This window comes from Streptomyces sp. NPDC044106 (genome assembly GCF_056433985.1).
The window spans coordinates 233,487-254,517 of record NZ_JBWKFZ010000009.1; the positions used below are offsets into that span (position 1 = coordinate 233,487).

15 protein-coding genes are annotated in these 21,031 nt (G+C 70.1%); 3 read left to right on the top strand and 12 right to left on the bottom strand.

The features are described 5' to 3' along the window. The first annotated feature begins 287 nt into the window (after positions 1–287). Positions 288–2,279 carry a CocE/NonD family hydrolase gene (locus AC07DI_RS18400; protein WP_478905220.1) on the top strand — a complete coding sequence of 664 codons (1,992 nt, stop codon included), beginning with the start codon at positions 288–290 and terminating at the stop codon, positions 2,277–2,279. A 182-nt stretch (positions 2,280–2,461) separates the two neighbouring features. On the opposite strand, the gene AC07DI_RS18405 is transcribed toward AC07DI_RS18400, so the two are convergent. Then, positions 2,462–3,274, bottom strand: a complete 813-nt coding sequence (locus AC07DI_RS18405) for an HAD family hydrolase (protein ID WP_384250582.1) — start codon at positions 3,272–3,274, stop codon at positions 2,462–2,464. Between the two features lie 329 nt (positions 3,275–3,603). On the opposite strand from AC07DI_RS18405, the gene fahA reads away from it, so the two are divergent. Together fahA and AC07DI_RS18415 are read left to right on the top strand one after the other, a co-directional pair. Further along, positions 3,604–4,917, top strand: coding sequence for a fumarylacetoacetase (gene fahA / locus AC07DI_RS18410; protein WP_478905221.1), 1,314 nt, complete (start codon positions 3,604–3,606; stop codon positions 4,915–4,917). A gap of 222 nt (positions 4,918–5,139) precedes the next feature. Then, positions 5,140–5,748, top strand: coding sequence for a Uma2 family endonuclease (locus AC07DI_RS18415; protein WP_478905307.1), 609 nt, complete (start codon positions 5,140–5,142; stop codon positions 5,746–5,748). Between the two features lie 51 nt (positions 5,749–5,799). Here AC07DI_RS18415 and recQ read toward each other — a convergent pair whose 3' ends face one another. From recQ to nuoE, 11 genes are all read right to left on the bottom strand, one after another. Next, entirely contained in the window at positions 5,800–7,800 is a 2,001-nt protein-coding gene (recQ, locus tag AC07DI_RS18420) for a DNA helicase RecQ (RefSeq protein ID WP_478905222.1), read from the bottom strand. 163 nt (positions 7,801–7,963) lie between these two features. Continuing rightward, positions 7,964–9,616, bottom strand: a complete 1,653-nt coding sequence (gene nuoN / locus AC07DI_RS18425) for an NADH-quinone oxidoreductase subunit NuoN (RefSeq protein ID WP_478905223.1) — start codon at positions 9,614–9,616, stop codon at positions 7,964–7,966. Further along, the gene (locus AC07DI_RS18430; RefSeq protein WP_478905224.1) at positions 9,613–11,184 is read right to left on the bottom strand and encodes an NADH-quinone oxidoreductase subunit M; all 1,572 of its coding nucleotides are present in this window, start codon (positions 11,182–11,184) and stop codon (positions 9,613–9,615) included. The genes nuoN and AC07DI_RS18430 overlap by 4 nt, the downstream gene beginning before the upstream one ends. A 5-nt stretch (positions 11,185–11,189) precedes the next feature. Then, positions 11,190–13,136, bottom strand: a complete 1,947-nt coding sequence (gene nuoL / locus AC07DI_RS18435) for an NADH-quinone oxidoreductase subunit L (RefSeq protein WP_384250597.1) — start codon at positions 13,134–13,136, stop codon at positions 11,190–11,192. A gap of 21 nt (positions 13,137–13,157) precedes the next feature. Beyond that, positions 13,158–13,457, bottom strand: a complete 300-nt coding sequence (nuoK, locus tag AC07DI_RS18440; RefSeq protein WP_003974374.1) for an NADH-quinone oxidoreductase subunit NuoK — start codon at positions 13,455–13,457, stop codon at positions 13,158–13,160. Continuing rightward, the gene (locus AC07DI_RS18445; protein WP_384250601.1) at positions 13,454–14,293 is read right to left on the bottom strand and encodes an NADH-quinone oxidoreductase subunit J; all 840 of its coding nucleotides are present in this window, start codon (positions 14,291–14,293) and stop codon (positions 13,454–13,456) included. Before AC07DI_RS18445 ends, nuoK begins: the two co-directional genes overlap by 4 nt. Beyond that, positions 14,290–14,958, bottom strand: a complete 669-nt coding sequence (nuoI, locus tag AC07DI_RS18450) for an NADH-quinone oxidoreductase subunit NuoI (protein WP_384250603.1) — start codon at positions 14,956–14,958, stop codon at positions 14,290–14,292. The genes AC07DI_RS18445 and nuoI overlap by 4 nt, the downstream gene beginning before the upstream one ends. Further along, positions 14,951–16,288: an NADH-quinone oxidoreductase subunit NuoH gene (gene nuoH / locus AC07DI_RS18455; RefSeq protein WP_478905308.1), complete on the bottom strand. Its 1,338-nt coding sequence runs from the start codon at positions 16,286–16,288 to the stop codon at positions 14,951–14,953. Before nuoH ends, nuoI begins: the two co-directional genes overlap by 8 nt. A gap of 38 nt (positions 16,289–16,326) precedes the next feature. Next, complete coding sequence (locus AC07DI_RS18460) at positions 16,327–18,840, bottom strand: NADH-quinone oxidoreductase subunit G (RefSeq protein WP_478905225.1); 2,514 nt, start codon at positions 18,838–18,840, stop codon at positions 16,327–16,329. Then, the gene (gene nuoF, locus AC07DI_RS18465; protein WP_478905226.1) at positions 18,837–20,198 is read right to left on the bottom strand and encodes an NADH-quinone oxidoreductase subunit NuoF; all 1,362 of its coding nucleotides are present in this window, start codon (positions 20,196–20,198) and stop codon (positions 18,837–18,839) included. The genes AC07DI_RS18460 and nuoF overlap by 4 nt, the downstream gene beginning before the upstream one ends. After that, positions 20,198–21,004: an NADH-quinone oxidoreductase subunit NuoE gene (gene nuoE, locus AC07DI_RS18470; RefSeq protein ID WP_478905309.1), complete on the bottom strand. Its 807-nt coding sequence runs from the start codon at positions 21,002–21,004 to the stop codon at positions 20,198–20,200. The genes nuoF and nuoE overlap by 1 nt, the downstream gene beginning before the upstream one ends. Positions 21,005–21,031: the final 27 nt, after the last annotated feature.

Below are 21,031 nucleotides of genomic sequence, written 5' to 3' on the forward strand. Positions count from 1 at the left end.
CCACTTTCGATCACGGCGAGCACCTGCCCGCCCGTCGCACGCCGCCGCGCTGGTGAGGGCCTGGTGAGAGCCTGGCGCGGGCCTCTGTCACCGCCTCCGCGGGCCAGGCCGCGCGGCGGACAGGGCGCACCGGTATGTTCGTGATCAGTGTGATCGGCCCATAAGCCCGGGAAGACCGATCTGTGCCACAAGACCATCCCACGCCGGAGGACCGCCCCACGCCGGAAGACCGCCCCGCGCCGGAAGAACCGTAACGACCGGGAGACCCGTCCACTGAGGTTGCACTCATGCAGATCCGCGACTCCTTCCCGTACGAGACGACCCGCGAGGACATCCGCGTACCCCTCGCCGACGGGACCAAGCTCTACGCGCGCGTGTGGCGCCCGGTCACCGACGAGCCCGTACCTGTGCTCCTGGAGTACCTCCCCTACCGCCTCAGCGACTGGACGGCGCCGTGCGACTGGCAGCGCCACCCCTGGTACGCGGGCCACGGCTACGCCTCCGTGCGCGTCGACGTCCGCGGCCACGGCAACAGCGAGGGGCTGCCCACCGACGAGTACTCGGCGCAGGAGCTGGCCGACGGCATCGAGGTGGTCCACTGGCTGGCCGCGCAGGACTGGTCGAACGGCAAGGTCGGCATGTTCGGCATCTCCTGGGGCGGCTTCAACTCCCTCCAGATCGCGGCACTCGGCCCCGAGCCGCTCAAGGCCGTCGTCACGGTCTGCTCGGCCGACGACCGCTACGACAACGACGTGCACTACATGGGCGGCTCCGTCCTCGCGGTCGACATGCACGCGTGGGCGGCGACGATGCTGGCGTTCGTCTCGCGCCCGCCCGACCCGTACTTCGTCGGCGACGCGTGGCGCGAGATGTGGCTGACGCGCCTGGCCGCCGTCGAGCCCCTCATCCACACCTGGCTGGACCACCAGACCCGCGACGACTACTGGCGCCACGGCAGCGCCTGCGAGGACTACTCCGCGATCGGCGCGGCCGTCCTCGCGGTCGGCGGCTGGCACGACCCGTACCGCGACACGGTGCTGCGCCTGGTCGAGCACCTCCCCGACGACCGGGTACGCGGCCTGATCGGCCCCTGGTCGCACCAGTACCCGGACCGCGGCCTGCCGCCGGGCCCGGCGATCGGCTTCCTCCAGGAGACTCTGCGCTGGTGGGACCACCACCTCAAGGGCGTCGACACCGGGGTGATGGCCGAGCCGAAGCTCCGCTCCTGGATCAGCGACTCGCACCCGCCGGCGACGGTCCACCCGGAGCTGAGCGGCGGCTGGGTGGGCGACCCGTCCTGGCCGTCCCCCCACGTCACGCCCGTCGCGTACGCCCTCCAGGGCACCCCCGTCGTCGTCGGCTCGCCCCAGCACACGGGCCTTGACGCGGGCCGCTTCTGCCCCTTCGGCAACGACGCGGACCTGCCGCCGGACCAGCGGGCCGAGGACGCGAAGTCGGCGTGCTTCGAGTTCGAGGTGCCTTCGCGGGTACGGGTACTGGGGCGCCCCAGGGTGACGCTGCGGCTGCGGATGGACGTGCCGTACGGCCAGGCGGTCGCCCGCGTCTGCGACGTCGCACCGGACGGCTCCTCCACCCTGGTCACCCGGGGCGTGCTCAACCTCTCCGCCCGCAACGGCAGGGACCGCGCGGACGCCTGGCCGCTCGGCGCCACCGAGGACGTCACCTTCGAGCTCAACGGCATCGGCCACACCTTCCCGGCGGGCCACCGCATCCGCCTCGCGGTCTCCTCCGCGTACTGGCCGTGGATCTGGCCGCAGGCGGACTCGGTGGGCTTCGCCCTCGACCCGGTGGGCAGCTCGCTCGAACTGCCGGTGCACGAGGGCGACTTGGACCCCTCGGTCACCTTCGAGCCACCGGAGCAGTCGGAGCCGCTGGGCGCGGCCCACCCCGCCACCCTGGACGAGCAGCGGCCCGAGCGCCTGGTCGTACGCGATGTCGCCAAGGGCGAGTGGCGTCTTGAGGTCGACCCGCGCCACGGCGGCACGCGCGTGTACCCCGACGGCCTGGAGTTCACCGAGGACGCGCTGGAGACGTACACGATCCAGGAGGACGACCCGCTGAGCGCCCGCACCCGCTCGGACTGGACGATCCGCCTGCACCGGCCCGAACTCGGCTGGGACGTGACGGTCGAGACGCGCTCGGAGATCACCTGCGACGCCGCGGACTTCATCACCTCGGACGAGGTGGTGTGCCGGGAGGGCGCCGAGGTCGTCTTCCACCGGACCTGGGAGAAGCGGATCCGGCGGACGGCGGGCTAGGGCCTGTCTTTCGGATCTGTCCAGGGTCGCGGGGCCTGGTACGCACATCTGCGGCGTTGTCGTCGGTTGCCAACGCTCCGCGTTGCCGCCCTCCTCCGCCTTGCAGCTGCACGCACCAGACCCCGCTCAAGCCCCACCCAAGGCAAGGTCACCCAAGTCCGGCCTGATCCGAAAGACAGACCCTAGGTCCTGCCCAGGAGGCGTTCGAGGACCACGGCCACGCCGTCGTCCTCGTTCGAGAGGGCCAACTCGTCGGACACCGCCTTGAGTTCGTCGTGCGCGTTGGCCATGGCCACGCCGTGCGCCGCCCACAGGAACATGGGGATGTCATTGGGCATGTCCCCGAAGGCGATCGTGTCCGCGGCCGTCAGGCCGAGCCGTTCGGCGGCCAGCGCGAGCCCGGTCGCCTTGGTCACCCCGCACGGCTGGAGCTCGACCGTGCCGGGCCCCGACATGGTCACCGTCGCGAGCGAGCCCACCGCGTCCCGCGCCACCGCCGCCAACTCGTCGTCCGCCAGCGAAGGATGGCGCAACAGCACCTTGCTGATGGGCTCCTCCCACAGCACGTCACGGGCGGGCACCCGGACCGCGGGGAGGGTGGGGTGCGGCATCTCGTACCCCGGCTCGATGAGCGTGAGACCGTCCACGCCGTCCTGGTCCACCGCCGCGTAGACCTGCCCGACCTCGGCCTCGATCTTGCCGAGCGCGGTCTCGCCGAGCTCGCGCTCCAGCGTCACCGACCACGCCATCCGGTCCGCCCCCGCGTCGTACAGCTGGGCCCCCTGGCCGCAGACGGCGAGGCCGTCGTAGCCGAGCGCGTCGAAGAGGGGCCGCACCCGCGGCGCGGGGCGGCCGGTCACTACGAGGTGCCGGGCACCCTGCTCCCCCACGGCGGCCAGTGCCCGCCTTGACCGGTCCGAGACCGTGTCGTCGCCGCGCAGCAGCGTCCCGTCCAGGTCAGTGGCGATGAGTGCATATGCGAGGGGAGCGGCCATGATCCAGAGAATACGGATCCTGGGCCCGGCCGGAAGCTGCTTGGCAAGGTGCGCATACGGGCGAGTGAGACCGAGGGGACGGGGGCCTCCCCGGTTCACCGGAAAGTGGAAGATTAGATTCCGGCATGCCTCATTCCGACTACGCGCGTCACCGGATGGAAGCGGCCAAGTGCCGGACGCGAGCGGGGCGATGGGATGGCCGCCGGTCCAGCAAGGCCGTTCGGGCATGACGAACCATTTGGGCATGACGAACCTTTTGGACACTGCCGCAACGGAGGCCTCCACACGTAACGTGTGGCACACCCCTATGGAAAGCGAGGCAGGTACGCATGTCCGAGCAGACCCCGCTCGACCCGGCCGCCGGTGACTCCACCGACCTCCCCGGAGGCGGCGCCGCCGACCTCCCCGAAGGCGATCCCTTCGGCCTGCCCGAGGGCGACCCCTTCGGACCGCACAATCTTCCCTACGGCGTGTTCTCCCTGGCCGGCGAGGCGGACGACCGGCGCAGGGTCGGGGTACGGCTCGGCAGCCACGTCCTGGACGCCGGCGCCGCGGCCGCCGCACTCGGCTCCCCCTACGTCTCGCTGCTCGCCCGCCCCACCCTGAACGCGCTGCTCGCCGCGGGCCGCCGGACCTGGTCCGACGTGCGCCGCGCCCTCACGGCATGGGTGACGGTCCCGTCCCACCGGGACGCGGTACGCCCCCTGCTCCACCCCCTCTCCGACGTGCGGCTGCACCTGCCCTTCGAGGTCGCGGACTACGTCGACTTCTACGCGTCCGAGCACCACGCGAGCAATCTGGGCCAGATGTTCCGGCCGGACGCACCGTCCCCGCTGACCCCCAACTGGAAGCACCTGCCCATCGGTTACCACGGCCGGTCCGGCACGGTCGTGGTCTCGGGGACGGACATCGTCCGCCCGGCGGGCCAGCGCAAGGCGCCCGCCGACACGGCTCCCGTCTTCGGTCCCTCCGTCCGGCTCGACATCGAGGCGGAGGTGGGCTTCGTGGTCGGCGCCCCCTCGGCGCACGGGAAGCCCGTGCCCCTGGCCGACTTCCGCGAGCACGTCTTCGGGCTGACGCTCCTCAACGACTGGTCGGCGCGCGACATCCAAGCCTGGGAGTACGTCCCGCTCGGACCGTTCCTCGGCAAGTCCTTCGCCACCTCCGTCTCCGCGTGGATCACCCCGCTCGAAGCGCTGGACTCGGCGCGGATCGCGCCCCCGGAGCGCACCCACCAGCTCCTGCCGTACCTGGACGACTCCGCGGAGTCCGTGGCCGACGAGCCCGGCGGCTACGACCTGCGCATCACGGTCACCCTCAACGGCGAGGTCATCTCCGAACCGCCGTTCTCCACCGTCTACTGGACGGCCGCGCAGCAGCTGGCGCACATGACGGTCAACGGCGCCTCACTGCGCACCGGCGACCTGTACGGCTCGGGCACGGTCAGCGGCCCCGAGCCCGGCCAGTACGGCTCCCTCATCGAGATCACCTGGAACGGCCGCGACCCCCTCGAACTCCCCGACGGCAAGCGGACGTTCCTGGAGGACGGCGACGAGGTCACGCTCTCGGCCTGGGCCCCCGGCCCGCACGGCACCAAGGTGGGGCTCGGCGAGGTGACGGGCCGGATCGCGGCAGCGCGCTGACCCACCGACGAGGGACCTCGGCCGCCCGCTTGTGTCATGCACTTGGTTCAAGCGGGCGGCCGAGGTGAACTCGTACGGAAGCGCTGGACCCCGTGTGACCTCGGCGGGGGCCCTCGAATGAGTCAAGGTGCCGACACTCGTTCACACGTGCGTGCAGACCTTTACGGGTTCCTGCCCGATACGCTGGTCGGACCGGTGAGACTCCACCCCATGGGAGCACTGATGCGTGTCGAACCCGAGGCTTCCGGGCCTACGTGGCCGGTCCCGCCCAAGGGTGGCTGGACCGCCGACGACCTGGACCGGCTTCCGAATCTGCCTCCGCACACGGAGCTGATCGACGGGAGCCTTGTCTTCGTGAGTCCGCAAACAATTTTTCACTCGCGAGCGGTCAGTTTCTTGGAGCGGCACCTGGAGGAGGCCGCCTCCGCCGGCCTCGAAGTCCTGCGCGGATTCACCATCGATATCGACTCGCAGAACAGACCTGAGCCGGACGTCATTGTCGTGCCCGCCGAGGAGATCCTCGACCCCGGCCAGACACGCGTCCCCGCAGAAACCGTCGTGCTGGCCGTCGAGGTCGTCTCCCCCGACTCCGAGGCCCGGGACAGGGAGGCCAAGCCGCTCAAGTACGCCAAGGCAGGCATCCGGCACTACTGGCGCATGGAGAACGACAAGGGCCGCCCGGTGGTCTACGTCTTCGAACTCGAACCCGCGACGCGCATCTACGCGCCGACCGGCATCTTCCACGACGCCCTCAAGGTGAGCGTTCCTTTCACCATCGAACTCGACCTCACCGCCATCACCGCTCGGCGCTCGGCGCGCGAGACCCCGTAGAGCTGTCCTGGCCGGCCCCCACCCCCGGGAGCCGGCCGTGGCACGTCGGACCTACCAGTCCGGCTCCTCATCCCCCCAGTCCGGCTCCACCTCATCGCTGAGCGGCACCTCCGACCCGCCCGGAGCCTCACCCGACGTCCCGTCCCCGGCAGGCGCCCCGCCCAGGAACTCCGCGACGACCCCGACCACGCCCTCGCCGTACGTCGCTCGCTTCTTCTCGCCCACACCGCTGATGCCCGCCAGGTCCGCCACGGACGTGGGCCGCAGCGTCGCGATCTCCCGCAGCGTCGCGTCGTGGAAGATCACGTACGCGGGGACGCCCTGCTCCTTCGCCTGGGCGGCGCGCCAGGCACGCAGCGCCTCGAAGAGCGGCACCGCCTCCTGGGGCAGCTCGGCGACCGCCGCCGCGGACTTCGCCTTGCGCTCGCCCTTGGACGCCCGCGCCGCAGGCGCCCGCTTCGGCTCCTTGCGCAGTCGCACCTCACGCTCCCGGCCGAGGACGGCGCCACTGGCCTCGGTGAGCACCAGCGTGCCGTACTCCCCCTCGACCGCGATCAGGCCCTGCGCGAGCAACTGCCGCACCACGCCCCGCCACTCGCCCTCCGCCAGTTCCTCGCCGATGCCGAAGACGGAGAGCTGGTCGTGGTCGAACTGGATGACCTTCGCGGTCTTCTTGCCCAGCAGGATGTCGATGATCTGGCCCGCGCCGAACTTCTGGCCGCGCTCGCGCTGGAGGCGTACGACCGTGGAGAGGACCTTCTGCGCCGCCACCGTGCCGTCCCACGTCTCGGGCGGGGTGAGGCAGGTGTCGCAGTTCCCGCAGGACTCCGGCGCCGTCGTCTCCTGGCCGAAGTACGTCAGGAGCTGGGCGCGGCGGCACTGCGCGGTCTCGCACAGCGCCAGCATCGAGTCCAGATGCGCGGCGGCCCGGCGCCGGAACGCCTCGTCGCCCTCGCTGCCCTGGATCATCTTGCGCTGCTGGACGACGTCCTGGAGGCCATACGCCATCCAGGCCGTCGAGGGCAGGCCGTCGCGGCCCGCGCGGCCCGTCTCCTGGTAGTACCCCTCGACCGACTTGGGCAGGTCGAGGTGGGCGACGAAGCGGACGTCCGGCTTGTCGATGCCCATGCCGAAGGCGATCGTGGCGCAGACGACGAGGCCCTCCTCGCGCAGGAAGCGGGACTGGTGGGCCGCTCGCACGCCCGCGTCGAGGCCCGCGTGGTACGGGACGGCCTCGATGCCGTTCTTGCAGAGGAATTCGGCGGTCTTCTCCACCGAATTGCGCGAGAGGCAGTAGACGATGCCCGCGTCGCCCGCGTGCTCCTCCTTCAGGAAGGACAGGAGCTGCTTCTTCGGCTCGGCCTTCGGCACGATGCGGTACTGGATGTTGGGCCGGTCGAAGCTGGCCACGAAGTGCTTGGCGTCGGGCATGCCGAGCCGCTGCGTGATCTCCCGGTGCGTGGCGTGCGTGGCCGTGGCCGTCAGGGCGAGCCGCGGCACGTCCGGCCAGCGCTCCCCGAGGAGCGAGAGCGCCAGGTAGTCGGGGCGGAAGTCGTGGCCCCACTGGGCGACGCAGTGCGCCTCGTCGATGGCGAAGACGGAGATCTTGGCTCGCGAGAGGAGGTCCAGGGTGGCGTCCAGGCGCAGCCGCTCAGGAGCGAGATAGAGCACGTCGAGCTCGCCCGCGACGAACTCCGCCTCCATCACGCGCCGCTCGTCGAAGTCCTGCGTGGAGTTGATGAACCCGGCCCGCACGCCGAGCGCCCGCAGCGCGTCCACCTGGTCCTGCATGAGCGCGATGAGCGGGGAGACCACGACGCCCGTGCCCGGCCTGACCAGGGCCGGGATCTGGTAGCAGAGGGACTTGCCGCCGCCGGTCGGCATGAGGACGACGGCGTCCCCGCCGCCCACCACGTGGTCGATGATCGCTTCCTGCTCGCCGCGGAAGGAGTCGTACCCGAAGACGCGGTGGAGCGTGCGCAGGGCGTCGCTCTCCGTCACGCCGCCGGCCGTCGCGCCCGGCACCGATACCGGCGCCGTCACCTCACTCATACTGTCGGTCCCATCCATCGCCCTGTCCCCCGCCGTACGTCCTGCCTCGACCACTGCCTCCACGATAGGGCTCTCCACCGACACCCCGGACAGTTATCCACAGGCCGCCGCCCGGCACCCCTTCTCGGGATGCCGGGCGGCGACGCTTGTTCGAACGGTCGGGCTACCGGACGAAGACACCCGCCTGGCCCGCCAGATCCAGGAAGTACTGCGGGGCCACGCCCAGGACCAGCGTCACCGCGACGCCCACACCGATCGCCGTCATCGTCAGCGGCGAGGGCACGGCGACCGTGGGTCCGTCCGCCTTCGGCTCGCTGAAGAACATGAGGACGATCACGCGGATGTAGAAGAACGCGGCGACCGCCGACGAAAGCACACCGACCACGACCAGCCCGCCCGCGCCGCCCTCCGCCGCCGCCTTGAAGACCGCGAACTTGCCCGCGAACCCGGACGTCAGCGGGATACCGGCGAAGGCGAGCAGGAAGACCGCGAAGACCGCGGCGACCAGCGGGGATCTCCGGCCGAGCCCCGCCCACTTGGACAGGTGCGTCGCCTCGCCGCCCGCGTCCCGCACCAGCGTGACGACGGCGAAGGCGCCGATGGTCACGAAGGAGTAGGCACCCAGGTAGAAGAGGACGGACGAGACGCCGTCCGGGGTCGTCGCGATGACACCGGCGAGGATGAAGCCCGCGTGCGCGATCGACGAGTAGGCGAGGAGCCGCTTGATGTCGGTCTGGGTGATCGCGATGATCGCGCCGCCCAGCATCGTGATGATCGCGACGCCCCACATGACCGGCCGCCAGTCCCAGCGCAGGCCCGGAAGCACCACGTAGAGGAGACGGAGGAGCGCGCCGAACGCGGCCACCTTCGTCGCCGCCGCCATGAAGCCGGTGACCGGTGTCGGCGCGCCCTGGTACACATCCGGGGTCCACATGTGGAAGGGCACCGCGCCGACCTTGAAGAGCAGCCCCATCACCACCATCGCGACGCCGATCAGGAGCAGCGCGTCGTTGCCCATGGTGTCGGCGAGCGCCGGGTCCACGGTCTTGACGTTGCCCTCGACGACGTTCGCGACCGTCGCGTACGACACCGAACCCGCGTACCCGTAGAGGAGCGCGATGCCGAAGAGCGTGAACGCCGAGGCGAAGGCGCCGAGCAGGAAGTACTTGACGGCGGCTTCCTGCGACATCAGGCGCTTGCGGCGGGCGAGTGCGCAGAGCAGGTAGAGCGGGAGCGAGAAGACTTCCAGCGCGATGAAGAGCGTCAGGAGGTCGTTGGCCGCGGGGAAGACGAGCATGCCGCCGATGGCGAACAGCGCCAGCGGGAACACCTCGGTGGTGGTGAACCCGGCCTTGGTGGCGGCCTGTTCGGCCTCACTGCCCGGTACGGCGCCTGCCTGCGCGGCGAACGAGTCGACGCGGTTGCCGTGCGCCACCGGGTCGAGCCTGCGCTCCGCGAAGGTGAAGATCGCGACGATGCCGGTGAGCAGGATCGTGCCCTGGAGGAAGAGCGCGGGGCCATCGACCGCGATCGCGCCCATCGCCGCGACCTGCGCCTTGGTGGTGCCGAAGCCCCGGGCCGCGAGTCCGACGACCGCGGCGAAGGCGGCGGCCAGGGAGACCACGGAGACGAAGAGCTGCACGTAGTAACGGGACTTGCGGGGGACGAAGGCTTCGATGAGCACTCCGAGGACGGCGGCGCCGATGACGATCAGTACCGGCGACAGCTGCCCGTACTCGATGTTGGGCGCGTCGATCTTGTCGATCGGGTCCGCCGCCGCCATTGTCCACAGGCTGTGGACGGCTGATGCGCTCACTTGGCCGCCTCCACATCGGGCTGGGGGTCCTTCTTCTGTACGTCGGACATCGTGTGCTCGACCGCCGGGTTCACCAGGTCGGTGAGCGGCTTCGGGTAGACCCCGAGGCCGATCAGGAGCGCGATCAGCGGGGCCACCACGACCAGTTCACGCACCCGGAGGTCGGGCATGGCCGAGACCTCCGCCTTCACGGGGCCCGTCATGGTCCGCTGGTAGAGGACGAGCGTGTACAGCGCGGCGAGCACGATGCCCACGGTCGCGATGATGCCCACCACCGGGTAGCGCGCGAACGCGCCGACCAGGACGAGGAATTCACTCACGAAGGGCGCGAGCCCGGGGAGCGACAGGGTGGCCAGGCCGCCGATCAGGAAGGTGCCCGCGAGCACCGGGGCGACCTTCTGGACCCCGCCGTAGTCGGCGATGAGCCGCGAGCCGCGCCGCGAGATCAGGAATCCGGCGACCAGCATCAGCGCGGCGGTCGAGATGCCGTGGTTGACCATGTAGAGCGTGGCGCCGGACTGACCCTGCGAGGTCATCGCGAAGATGCCGAGGACGATGAAGCCGAAGTGCGAGATCGACGCGTACGCCACCAGGCGCTTGATGTCGCGTTGGCCGACCGCGAGCAGCGCTCCGTAGATGATGCTGATCAGGGCGAGTACGAGGATGACCGGCGTCGCCCACTTGCTCGCCTCGGGGAAGAGCCCGAGGCAGAACCGCAGCATCGCGAACGTGCCGACCTTGTCCACGACGGCCGTGATCAGCACGGCCACCGGGGCGGTGGACTCCCCCATCGCGTTCGGCAGCCAGGTGTGCAGCGGCCACAGCGGCGCCTTCACCGCGAAGGCGAAGAAGAAGCCGAGGAACAGCCACCGCTCGGTGCTGGTCGCCATGGTCAGCGTGCCGTTGGCGCGGGCCTCGGTGATCTCCTGGAGGGAGAAGCTGCCCGCCACCACATAGAGCCCGATCACGGCGGCCAGCATGATGAGGCCGCCGACGAGGTTGTAGAGGAGGAACTTCACGGCCGCGTAGGAGCGCTGGGCCGAGGCGTTCTCGTCGGTGCCCGCGTGGGCACGGTCTCCGAAGCCGCCGATGAGGAAGTACATCGGGATGAGCATGGCTTCGAAGAAGATGTAGAAGACGAAGACGTCGGTGGCCTCGAAAGAGATGATCACCATCGCCTCGACGGCGAGGATGAGGGCGAAGAAGCCTTGAGTGGGCCGCCAGCGCGAGGACTTCGTTTCGAGGGGATCGGCGTCGTGCCAGCCCGCCAGGATGATGAAGGGCATCAGGAGGGCGGTGAGCGCGACGAGCGCCACGGCGATGCCGTCGACCCCGAGCTCGTACCGCACTCCGAAGTCCGCGATCCAGGCGTGCGACTCGGTCAGTTGGTAGCGGTCCCCGTCCGGGTCGAACCGTACGAGCACGGTCACCGCGAGGCCGAGCGTGGCGAGCGAGACGAGCAGCGCCAGCCACTTGGCGGCGGTCCGCCGGGCGGCCGGGACGGCTGCCGTGGCGATCGCGCCGGCCGCGGGCAGGACCGCCGTCGCTGTCAGGAGGGGAAAGGACATCGGTATCAGACCGCCCTCATCAGCAGGGTCGCGGCGATGAGTACCGCAGCGCCGCCGAACATCGAGACCGCGTAGGAGCGGGCGTAGCCGTTCTGCAGTTTGCGCAGCCGGCCCGAGAGGCCGCCGACCGAGGCCGCCGTGCCGTTGACGACCCCGTCGACCAGGGTGTGGTCGACGTAGACCAGGGACCGCGTGAGGTGCTCGCCGCCGCGGACCAGGACGACGTGGTTGAAGTCGTCCTGGAGGAGGTCGCGGCGGGCGGCCCTGGTGACCAGCGAGCCGCGCGGGGCGGTGACCGGGACGGGCCGGCGGCCGTACTGGACGTAGGCGAGGGCGACGCCGATGACGAGGACCACCATGGTGGCGCCCGTGACCGTGGCAGCGCTCAGTGGCGAGTCACCGTGGTCGTGCTTGGTGACCGGCTCGAGCCAGTGCATGAAGCGGTCGCCGATGCTGAAGAAGCCGCCGGCGAACACCGACCCGAAGGCGAGCACGATCATCGGGATGGTCATGGACTTCGGGGACTCGTGCGGGTGCGGTTCCTCGTGCGCGCCGCGGTGCTCCGCCGCGGGCTCGACGTCCGGCTGGTCCGGGGAGGCCGTCGGCCGGTTGCGCCAACGCTCCTCGCCGAAGAAGGTCATGATCATCACGCGTGTCATGTAGTACGCGGTGATGGCCGCGCCCAGGAGCGCCACCGAGCCGAGGATCCAGCCCTCCGTGCCGCCCTTGGCGAACGCCGCCTCGATGATCTTGTCCTTGGAGAAGAAGCCGGACAGGCCGGGGAAGCCGATGATCGCGAGGTAGCCGAGGCCGAAGGTGACGAAGGTGACCGGCATGTACTTCCTGAGGCCGCCGTACTTCCTCATGTCGACCTCGTCGTTCATGCCGTGCATGACCGAACCGGCGCCGAGGAAGAGCCCGGCCTTGAAGAAGCCGTGCGTCACGAGGTGCATGATCGCGAAGACGTAGCCGATGGGGCCGAGGCCGGCGGCCAGGATCATGTACCCGATCTGGGACATCGTCGAGCCCGCCAGGGCCTTCTTGATGTCGTCCTTCGCGCAACCGACGATCGCACCGAAGAGGAGCGTGACGGCGCCCACGACGGTGACGGCGAGCTGCGCGTCCGGGGCGGCGTTGAAGATCGCGCCGGAGCGGACGATCAGGTACACGCCCGCGGTCACCATGGTCGCCGCGTGGATCAGGGCCGAGACCGGGGTCGGGCCCTCCATCGCGTCACCGAGCCAGGACTGCAGCGGCACCTGCGCGGACTTGCCGCACGCGGCGAGCAGCAGCATCAGGCCGATGGCGGTGAGCTTGCCCTCCGACGTCTCACCGGTGGCCCCCAGGACGGGACCGAAGGCGAAGGTCCCGAAGGTGGTGAACATCAGCATGATGGCGATCGAGAGGCCCATGTCGCCGACCCGGTTGACCAGGAAGGCCTTCTTCGCGGCGGTGGCCGCGCTGGGCTTGTGCTGCCAGAAGCCGATCAGGAGGTACGAGGCGAGACCGACGCCCTCCCACCCGACGTACAGGAGCAGGTAGTTGTCGGCGAGGACGAGAAGGAGCATCGCCGCGAGGAACAGGTTCAGATAGCCGAAGAAGCGGCGGCGCCGCTCGTCGTGCTCCATGTACCCGACCGAGTAGATGTGGATCAGGGTGCCCACACCGGAGATCAGCAGCACGAACGTCATCGACAGCTGGTCGAGCTGGAAGGCGACGTCCGCCTGGAACCCCTCGACGGGGACCCAGCTGAACAGGTGCTGCGACAGCGAGCGCTCCTCGGCGCCCTTGCCCAGCATGTCGGTGAAGAGCACGACGGCGATGACGAAGGAGGCGGCCGCGAGCAGCGTGCCGAGCCAGTGGCCCACGCGGTCCAGTGCCCGCCCGCCGCACAGCAGTACGGCCGCTCCGAGCAGAGGCGCCGCGACGAGCAGCGCAATAAGGTTCTCCATATTCACGGTTCCTGCGACCCCTTACAGCTTCATCAGGCTGGCGTCGTCGACCGAGGCCGAGTGGCGGGAACGGAACAGCGACACGATGATCGCGAGTCCGACCACGACCTCCGCGGCGGCGACGACCATCGTGAAGAACGCGATGATCTGGCCGTCGAGATTGCCGTGCATCCGGGAGAAGGCGACGAACGCGAGGTTGCAGGCGTTGAGCATGAGCTCGATGCACATGAACACCACGATCGCGTTGCGCCTGATGAGCACGCCGGTCGCACCGATCGTGAACAACAGCGCCGCGAGGTACAGGTAGTTGACGGGGTTCACTTCGACGCCTCCTCGGTCCGCCCGGCATCGGTCCGGCGCAGGTCGGTCCGCTCCAGGCGGTCGGCGGAGCGCTGCTCCAGCGCCCGCAGGTCGTCCAGCGCCTCGGTCGACACGTCACGGATCTGGCCGCGCTCGCGGAGCGTCTGGTTGACCGTGAGCTCGGACGGGGTGCCGTCGGGGAGCAGGCCCGCGATGTCCACGGCGTTGTGCCGGGCGTACACACCGGGGGCGGGCAGCGGCGGCAGGTGCTTGCCCTCGCGCACGCGCTCCTCGGACCGCTCGCGCTGGGTCTTGGCACGCTCCGTGCGCTCGCGGTGGGTGAGCACCATCGCGCCGATGGTGGCCGTGATGAGCAGGGCGCCGGTGATCTCGAAGGCGAAGACGTACTTCGTGAAGATCAGCCGGGCGAGCCCCTCCACGTTGCCGCTGGAGTTCGCCTTGCCGAGGCCGTTGAACTCGTTCATCGACGCGTTCCCGATGCCCGCGAAGAGCAGCACCGCGAAGCCGAGCCCGCAGAGCAGGGCCAGCCAGCGCTGTCCCTTGATGGTCTCCGTCAGGGAGTCGGCGGCGGTGACGCCGACGAGCATGACCACGAAGAGGAAGAGCATCATGATCGCGCCGGTGTAGACGACGATCTGGACGATGCCCAGGAAGTACGCGCCGTTGGCCAGGTAGAACACCGCGAGGATGATCATGGTCCCGGCCAGGCAGAGCGCGCTGTGCACGGCCTTCTTCATGAGGATGGTGCACAGGGCGCCGATCACCGCGACCGTGCCGAGCACCCAGAACTGGAAGGCCTCGCCGGTGGAGGTCGAGTAGGCGGCGAGCTGCGTCATCGGCCGATCACCTGCTCCGACGCCGGCTCACCGTCACCGAAGTCCGAGGCGGCCTCCTGAGGCGTCTCGCCCTTGGAGTAGGCGACCTGGGGCACCGTCCCGGGCGCCGCCTCCGTCACCAGGCCACGGTAGTAGTCCTGCTCGTCCGTGCCGGGGAAGATCGAGTGCGGGCTGTCGACCATGCCCTCCTCAAGACCGGCGAGCAGCTGCTCCTTGGTGTAGATGAGGTTCTCGCGGCTGGTGTCGGCCAGCTCGAACTCGTTCGTCATCGTCAGCGCGCGCGTGGGGCACGCCTCGATGCACAGTCCGCACAGGATGCAGCGGGCGTAGTTGATCTGGTAGACGCGGCCGTACCGCTCGCCGGGCGAGTAGCGCTCCTCGTCGGTGTTGTCCGCGCCCTCCACGTAGATGGCGTCCGCGGGACAGGCCCAGGCGCAGAGCTCACAGCCGACGCACTTCTCCAGGCCGTCCGGATGGCGGTTCAGCTGGTGCCTGCCGTGGAAGCGCGGAGCAGTGGTCTTCTGCTGCTCCGGATACTGCTCGGTCAGCCGCTTCTTGAACATGGCCTTGAAGGTCACGCCGAAGCCCGCGACGGGGTTCTGGAACCCCTGCTTCGATTGGTTCGATTCGGGTGACTCCTGTGACTCCTGGTTCGACTCAGCCATCGGACGCCTCCTTTCCATCACTTCGGGTTCCGTCACTTTGAGTATCCGGTCCACCACTGACAATCAGCTCCCGCTCGTGGCGCGAGCGCCGTCGCGGGACGGGTGGCAGGCTCTGTCCGGGCAGTGGCGGCACGGGGAATCCGCCCGCCATCGGGTCGAAGGCGACCGGCTTCTCCTCGTCGGCGGCGCTCTCCTTCTCGCGCTTGTCGCGGAAGACGTCCACGACCACGGAGAGCAACAGCAGCGCGATGATCCCGCCGCCGCCGTAGAGCGCGATGGAGGTGAACTCGTAGTCCTCGTTCCGCATCGCCCTGATCGTGGCGACGAGCATCAGCCAGACGACCGAGACCGGGATCAGGACCTTCCAGCCGAGCTTCATCAGCTGGTCGTAGCGGACGCGGGGCAGCGAGCCGCGCAGCCAGATGAAGAAGAAAAGCAGCAGCTGCACCTTGATCACGAACCAGAGCATCGGCCACCAGCCGTGGTTCGCGCCCTCCCAGAAGGTGCTGACCGGGTACGGGGCCCGCCAGCCGCCCAGGAAGAGCGTGGTCGAGACCGCCGAGACGGTGACCATGTTGACGTACTCGGCGAGCATGAACATCGCGAACTTGATGGAGGAGTACTCGGTGTTGAAGCCACCGACGAGGTCGCCCTCGGACTCCGGCATGTCGAACGGCGCGCGGTTGGTCTCGCCGACCATCGTCACGATGTAGATGATGAACGAGACGGGCAGCAGCAGGATGTACCAGCGGTCCGCCTGCGCCTCCACGATCGCCGAGGTCGACATCGACCCGGAGTAGAGGAAGACCGAGGCGAAGGCCGCGCCCATCGCGATCTCGTAGGAGATCATCTGCGCGCAGGAGCGCAGACCGCCGAGGAGCGGATACGTCGATCCGGAACTCCAGCCCGCGAGGACGATGCCGTAGATGCCGACGGAGGCGACCGCGAGGATGTAGAGCATCGCGATCGGCAGGTCGGTGAGCTGCATCGTGGTGCGGTGGCCGAAGATCGAGACTTCGTTGCCCGCGGGCCCGAAGGGGATCACCGCGATCGCCATGAAGGCCGGGATCGCGGCGACGACGGGGGCAAGGATGTAGACCACCTTGTCCGCACGCTTGACGATCACGTCTTCCTTGAGCATCAGCTTGACGCCGTCCGCGAGGGACTGCAGCAGACCCCAGGGGCCGTTCCTGTTGGGGCCGATACGCAGCTGCATCCAGGCGACGACCTTGCGCTCCCACACGATGGCGAAGAGGACCGTCACCATCAGGAACGCGAAGCAGAACACCGCCTTGAAGGCGACGAGCCACCAGGGGTCGCGGCCGAACATGGACAGGTCTTCCGCCGCAAGCGGCACCAGCGTGTGCGTCACGACGTCACCTCCGGGGCCTCGATGGGCTCCGGCAGGACCGCCGGGCCGATGCGGACGAGATCGCCGGGGCGCGCGCCGGTGTCCGAAAGGACGCCTCCCCCGGCCGAGTTCAGCGGCAGCCAGACCACCCGGTCGGGCATCCGCGTGACCAGGAGCGGGAGTTCGGTCGCCCCGGCCGGTCCGGTGACGGCGAGCAGGTCGCCGTCCTTCACGCCCGCCTCGGCCGCGGTGGCCGCGGACACGCGCGCGTGGGCGGCGTGCCGGGTGCCGGCCAGCGCCTCGTCACCGTCCTGCAGGCGCCCCTGGTCGAGCAGCATCCGGTGCCCGGCCAGGACGGCCTCTCCGGCGGCGGGCCGGGGCGGCTGGGCGCCGGTCTCAAGGGGTTCCGTCGCGTGGGGCCCGTCCCAGCCGCCGAGCCGGTCCAGCTCGCGGCGGAGCGTCACCAGGTCGGGCAGGCCGAGGTGGATGTCCCCGGCATCGGCCAGCATGTGCAGGACCCGCGCGTCGGTCGGCGCCAGCCTGCGCGTCATCTGGTCCGGCTTGAGCGCGGCGTCGAACATCCGCGCCCTGCCCTCCCAGTTGAGGAACGTGCCCGGCTTCTCCGCCACCGCGGCCACCGGAAGGACCACGTCGGCCCGCTCCGTCACCTCGCTGGGCCGCAGTTCGAGCGAGACCAGGAAGCCGACCTCGTCGAGCGCCGCACGCGCGCGCGTGGGATCGGGCAGGTCGGCGACCTCGACGCCCGCCACCAGGAGGGCGCCCAGCTCGCCGGTCGCGGCGGCCTCGATGATCTGGCCGGTGTCGCGGCCGAAGCGGTGCGGGAGTTCGGCGACGCCCCAGGCGAGCGCGACCTCGTCCCGCGCGCGCGGGTCGGTGGCCGGACGCCCGCCGGGCAGCAGCGAAGGCAGCGCGCCCGCCTCGATGGCGCCACGCTCGCCCGCCCTGCGCGGAATCCACACCAGCCGGGCGCCGGTCGCGGTGGCGGCGCGCACGGCGGCGGTGAGGCCGCCCGGCACGGCCGCGAGCCGCTCACCGACGACGATGACGGCGCCCTCGGCACGCAGCGCCTCGGACGCCTCGGGCCCGGCGCCCTCCAGGCCGACCCCCGCGGCGAGCGCGTCCAGCCACTCGGTCTCGGTGCCCGGCGCCGCGGGCAGCAGCGTGCCACCCGCCTTCTCCAGGCCCCGGGTCGCGAACGTCGCGAGGGAGAAGGTGCGCTGGCCGTGCTTGCGCCAGGCCTTGCGCAGCCTCAGGAAGACGCCGGGCGCCTCCTCCTCGGACTCGAACCCGGCGAGCAGCACGGCGGGGGCCTTCTCCAGGAGGGCGTACGTGACGCCGCTCCCGTCGAGATCCCGGCCCCGCCCGGCCACCCGGGCGGCGAGGAAGTCGGCCTCCTCGCTGCTGTGCACGCGCACGCGGAAGTCGATGTCGTTCGTGTCGAGCGCCACGCGCGCGTACTTGCTGTACGCGTAGGCGTCCTCCACGGTGAGCCGGCCGCCGGTGAGTACCCCGGCCCGGCCACGCGCGGCGGCGAGACCACGGGCCGCGACCTCCAGGGCCTCGGGCCAGCTGGCGGGCTGGAGCTCACCCGTCGAGGCGTCGCGCACCAGGGGGGTGGTCAGCCGGTCGGGGCGCTGCGCGTACCGGAAGCCGAAGCGGCCCTTGTCGCACATCCACTCCTCGTTGACCTCGGGGTCGTCCGCCGCGAGCCGCCGCATGACCTTGCCGCGCCGGTGGTCGGTGCGCGTGGCGCAGCCGCCGGAGCAGTGCTCGCACACCGAGGGCGACGACACCAGGTCGAAGGGGCGGGAGCGGAAGCGGTACGCCGCCGAGGTCAGCGCGCCGACCGGGCAGATCTGGATGGTGTTCCCGGAGAAGTACGACTCGAAGGGGTCGCCCTCACCGGTGCCGACCTGCTGGAGCGCGCCCCGCTCGATGAGTTCGATCATCGGGTCGCCTGCGATCTGGTTGCTGAACCGGGTGCAGCGCGCGCAGAGCACGCACCGTTCACGGTCGAGCAGCACCTGTGTGGAGATCGGGACCGGCTTCTCGTACGTCCGCTTCTTGCCCTCGAAGCGGGTGTCCACGTCGCCGACCTGCATCGCCTGGTTCTGCAGCGGGCACTCGCCGCCCTTGTCGCAGACGGGGCAGTCCAGCGGGTGGTTGATGAGCAGCAGCTCCATCACGCCACGCTGCGACTTCTCCGCGACGGGCGAGGTCAGCTGCGACTTCACGACCATGCCGTCGGTGCAGGTGATGGTGCAGGACGCCATCGGCTTGCGCTGGCCCTCCACCTCGACGATGCACTGGCGGCAGGCGCCCGCCGGGTCGAGCAGCGGGTGGTCGCAGAACCGCGGGATCTCGATGCCGAGCAGCTCGGCCGCCCGGATCACCAGCGTCCCCTTGGGGACGCTGATCTCGATGCCGTCGATGGTCAGCGAGACGAGATCCTCGGGCGGAACCGCCGCCTCCCCGCCCCCGGAGGGAGCGTTGTTGGTGGTCACTGTCATGCGTTCACCTGCGCGCTTTCAGCGGGCCTCTCGGCCCAGAGAGTCGACTTGGCCGGGTCGAAGGGGCAGCCCTTGCCGGTGATGTGCTGCTCGTACTCCTCGCGGAAGTACTTGAGCGAGGAGAAGATCGGCGAGGCCGCGCCGTCGCCCAGGGCGCAGAAGGACTTGCCGTTGATGTTGTCGGCGATGTCGTTCAGCTTCTCCAGGTCGGCCATGACGCCCTTGCCGGCCTCGATGTCGCGGAGCAACTGGACCAGCCAGTACGTTCCTTCACGGCAGGGCGTGCACTTGCCGCAGGACTCGTGGGCGTAGAACTCGGTCCAGCGGGTCACCGCCCGTACGACGCACGTCGTCTCGTCGAAGCACTGCAGCGCCTTCGTGCCGAGCATCGATCCGGCGGCGCCGACGCCCTCGTAGTCGAGGGGGACGTCGAGGTGCTCGTCGGTGAACATCGGGGTCGAGGAGCCGCCCGGGGTCCAGAACTTGAGCCGGTGCCCGGCCCGCATGCCGCCGCTCATGTCGAGCAGCTGGCGCAGCGTGATGCCGAGCGGCGCCTCGTACTGACCGGGGTTGGTGACGTGGCCGCTCAGCGAGTAGAGGGTGAAGCCGGGCGACTTCTCGCTGCCCATCGACTTGAACCACTCTTTTCCACGCTGGAGGATCGCGGGAACGGATGCGATGGACTCGACGTTGTTCACCACAGTGGGGCACGCGTAGAGACCCGCGACGGCAGGGAAGGGGGGACGCAGTCGCGGCTGGCCACGGCGGCCTTCGAGCGAGTCGAGCAGCGCGGTCTCCTCACCGCAGATGTACGCGCCCGCGCCCGCGTGCACGGTGAGTTCGAGATCGAGCCCGCTGCCCAGCACGTTCTTCCCGAGGTAGCCCGCCGCGTAGGCCTCCCGGACGGCCTCGTGCAACCGCCGCAGTACGGGGACGACTTCACCCCGCAGGTAGATGAAGGCATGCGACGAACGGATCGCGTAGCACGCGATCACGATCCCCTCGATGAGGGAATGCGGGTTCGCGAAGAGGAGCGGGATGTCCTTGCAGGTCCCCGGCTCCGATTCGTCGGCGTTGACAACCAGATAGTGCGGCTTGCCGTCGCCCTGCGGAATGAACTGCCACTTCATTCCGGTGGGGAATCCCGCGCCGCCCCGGCCCCGGAGCCCCGAGTCCTTCACGTACGCAATGAGGTCGTCCGGGTCCATGGCGAGCGCCTTGCGCAGGCCCTCGTACCCTTCGTGGCGCCGGTAGGTCTCCAGCGTCCAGGCCTTCTCCTCGTCCCAGAAGGCGGAGAGGACCGGCGAAAGGAGCTTCTCCGGGCTGGTCTCGTTGTCGATCTCGGCTGCCAAGGTCATCACTCCCCCTCCTCGGCGGTCGGTCCTGCCGGGTGGGCCGGGTCGGACGCCGAGGTCTGCTGCGGTGCGTCGTGCGAGCTGAGGTGTTCGGGGGGCGTCTCGTCCTGCGGGCCGCCCGTGCGCGGGTGGACCACGCGCGGCTGGGGCATCTCGCCCTTGGCCAGGCGCAGACCGATCAGTGAGGCGGGCCCGGCGGCGCCGGTCGCCTCGACGGCGCCGGGCCGCTCGTCCGGGAAGCCCGCCAGGATCCGGGCGGTCTCCTTGTACGTGCAGATCGGCGCCCCGCGCGTGGGTGCGACCGGGGCGCCCGAGCGCAGGTCGTCGACGAGCTGCTTGGCCGACTCGGGGGTCTGGTTGTCGAAGAACTCCCAGTTGACCATCACCACTGGGGCGAAGTCGCAGGCGGCGTTGCACTCGATGTGCTCAAGGGTGATCTTGCCGTCCTCGGTCGTCTCGTCGTTGCCGACGCCGAGGTGCTGCTTGAGCTCGTCGAAGATCGCGTCGCCGCCCATGACGGCGCAGAGCGTGTTGGTGCAGACGCCGACCTGGTAGTCACCGGAGGGCTTGCGCCGGTACATGGTGTAGAAGGTCGCCACGGCCGTGACCTCGGCCGTGGTCAGCCCCAGCATGTCGGCACAGAACTGCATGCCCGTGCGCGTGACGTGGCCTTCCTCGGACTGCACGAGGTGCAGCAGGGGGAGGAGCGCCGAGCGGGAGTCGGGGTAGCGGGCGATGACGTCCTTGGCGTCCACCTCCAGCCTGGCCCGCACGTCGGCCGGGTAGGCGGGGGCGGGAAGTTGGGGCATGCCCAGGCTGACGCCCGCGCCCTGCTC